We start from the raw sequence: 2725 nt of genomic DNA on the forward strand, positions 1-2725 counted from the left end.
CAGTTTGACAACATCCAACCGAGCCCAGGTGCCCGCCAATGGCGGATCAATCAAAACCATGGCGCCTTCGCCATCGCTGACCAGATCAATGGCCACCTTTGGCACTCCCGCCATCGCACCGATGATGGAGTTGGTCTGGCCCTGCACCTTGGGTGGATAGAGCGTGAGGACGGTGTTATCGGCGGTGGTGGAGGTGGACATTTTGGGTGCTCCTGCATGGGTCGTAGCGACAGGAACGATGAAAGCGCGATTGCCGGGAAAGCGCACCTGTCAGATCTGACAGGTGCCGATGGGTTTCTGACGAATGGTCGGGTTGAGCGATGGGGCAATGAGGCCCGCCATCACGGTTGATGGGGGGATGTGGCACGAAGATGTGTCGCCCGGTAGTCAGCTTTCGCGAGCAGGCTCGCTCCCACAGGTTCAGCGTGTAGACACCGGTTTGTGATCGACACCAATCCCCTGTGGGAGCGAGCCTGCTCGCGAAGACGTCAGCAGCCATAGCGCTTTATTCAGGGCTTGTTACTGCGGCAATTCCAGATTATCCATCACCCGATTCACCGCCAGCTCGCCGAGCATGATCAGTTGCGCGATACCCAACAGCGTCCTGCGCTGTGACGCGGGTATGAGGTGGGCGAAGTCATGGGCGATGGTTCTGGCTGAGGCGAGTGTTTCGCTGGCATCCGCCAGCAGTTCCTCGTTTTTGAAGTCGGCGGTGACGGCGTACATCCGACGGGTTTTACGCGGGGGCGGGGTGGAGCCGGGTGGGCAGAGGTAGTGATCGAGGGCGCGTTCGGCGGCGTCGTTGAGCTTTTTTGAATCGAGGGATTCGTAGGGGGAGGCGAGGTCGGTTTCGGGCGGGTTTGGCGTTGGTTTGATCATGGTAAAGCTCCTTGAGAAATGGAGCCGTCAACCTTCGCTGCTAAACGAAGAGGGTGGCGGCTTGTACGCGGGTTAGCAGACCAGGCTCAAGGATCCCGGCGCACCGAAGTGCCCCACGCAAAGCCGCCATTACATAATGGCGCTACTCGCGTGCCTTGAAAGTTGCCGAGCTGCTAAACCCGATCGCTGATTCGTCAGCGACCGCACCACATTAGAACCCGAGCCCAAGGTGCACAAGCCGGCGGATTCTGGCGTAGCTGTAGGCAATGGCGCAAGAATTTGTAGCCTGCAAGGCGTGTCTGGAAGTGTCTTTTAAACACTCAGGTTTAAAAAGCGAAAAGTCGGAGAAGACTTGGGGAAAGCGTGGTTTGTCCCTGATAACCCCCTGATGCTTATTGAGCCAAGGAGCAAAAAAAACATGGTGGGGCCTTAATTAGCCCAGATATCGACCGGACCATTCCTGACCGATGTGTTCGCCAAGACTCAATTAGTCGCAGTTTCAATTACTGAGACCGTGTCACCATCATAGCTACAGATATAAGCGCGGGCACCGTTCAAGCTGAAAGCAATCCCCTCTGGAACACCGGGAACCGGCAGGGTCTTCAGTACGTGATTCGTCGTCGTATCAATCACGAAGACGGCGCTATCATTAGCGCAACTGACATAAACGCGGGAACTGTCCGGGCTGACGGCAATAAACGACGGCTGTTGCCCGACCGGTATGGTCGTCAGGACTCTGTTCGTCGCCGTATCAATCACCGAGACGGTACGGCTACCAAGGTTGGCAGCATAAGCGCGGGTACCGTCCGTGTTGACGGCAATATAAATCGGCCTCAGCCCGACCGATATGCTTGTCAGTACTCGGTTCGTCGCCGTATCAATCACCGAGACCGTGTCGATAAAAGTGGTGCAGGCATAAACGCGTGTACCGTCCGGGCTGACAGCGATTCCTGACGGATTCAACCCGACCTCTATGTTCGTCAGGACTAGGTTTGTCGCCGTATCAATCACCGCGACCGTGCCACCGTTTTGATTGCTGACATAAGCGCGCGTATCACCCGGGCTGACGGCAATGCTGTGCGGCTTGCTGATCGGTATGCTCGTCAGAACTCGGTTCGTCGCTGTATCAATCACCGAGACCGTGCCACCATTAAAGTTGCAGACATAAGCGCGAGTACCGTCCGGGTTAAATGCAATCGCGAGTGGGTCCTTCCCGAGCGGGATGTTCGTCAGGACTTGATTCGTCGCCGTATCAATCACCGAGACCGCATGGCCTTTATTGATGTTGCCGACATAAACGCGGGTACCGTCCGGGTTGATGGCGATTGGGAACGGAGTGCCCACGACCGGGATGCTACCAACCGGCCCCAGCCCCGTAACGGTTACAGTTGCGCTGGCGGTCTGACTACCACTGGCGGCGCTCAAACTGTAAGAGCCGGTGCTGAGCCCCCCTTTGACGCCGCTGACACTGACTCTGCCGTCATCGCCAGTGATGAAGTCACGTTGGCCGCTACCGCCATCGGCGTAGATAAAGTTGGCCGGGAGAGTCAGGCTGAGCTTTTCCCGGGGGATGGGGGTATTACTGCTGGTGCTGAGAAGCAATTCAATATTCTTGAGCCGGCCAGCCGGGGCGATGGTGTAGGGCGCGTTGGTGAAACTCGGTACAGCATACTGACCTGCGCCGACCGTATAGGTGCGTACCGGCAGCAACACTGCTTTCGTCTTGTCCTTAATCCCATCAAGATTGCTCGCACATAGCACTCTCAATGGGCCTCCATCTTTTAGCGTTTTCAACCACTCGACTTGCGCGGGCACCGAAACCCCTTCAATCGATTCATTTGGATCC

The 2725-nt window shown here is 56.8% G+C and carries 2 protein-coding genes and 1 pseudogene; all 3 read right to left on the minus strand.

Features of this window, described 5'->3' with window-relative positions:
- Positions 1 to 201, minus strand: a 201-nt coding sequence (locus L8H52_RS30230; RefSeq protein WP_242210162.1) for a hypothetical protein, incomplete at its 3' end; no start/stop codon positions are given.
- 318 nt (positions 202 to 519) lie between these two features.
- Positions 520 to 879 carry a hypothetical protein gene (locus tag L8H52_RS30235; RefSeq protein ID WP_008083868.1) on the minus strand — a complete coding sequence of 120 codons (360 nt, stop codon included), beginning with the start codon at positions 877 to 879 and terminating at the stop codon, positions 520 to 522.
- Between the two features lie 483 nt (positions 880 to 1362).
- Positions 1363 to 2725 (minus strand): annotated as a pseudogene (locus L8H52_RS30240) (hypothetical protein); the annotation flags it as partial.

Origin of the sequence: Pseudomonas sp. CROZ-RG-20F-R04-15 (assembly GCF_022662375.1) — a bacterium.
Lineage (GTDB): Bacteria > Pseudomonadota > Gammaproteobacteria > Pseudomonadales > Pseudomonadaceae > Aquipseudomonas.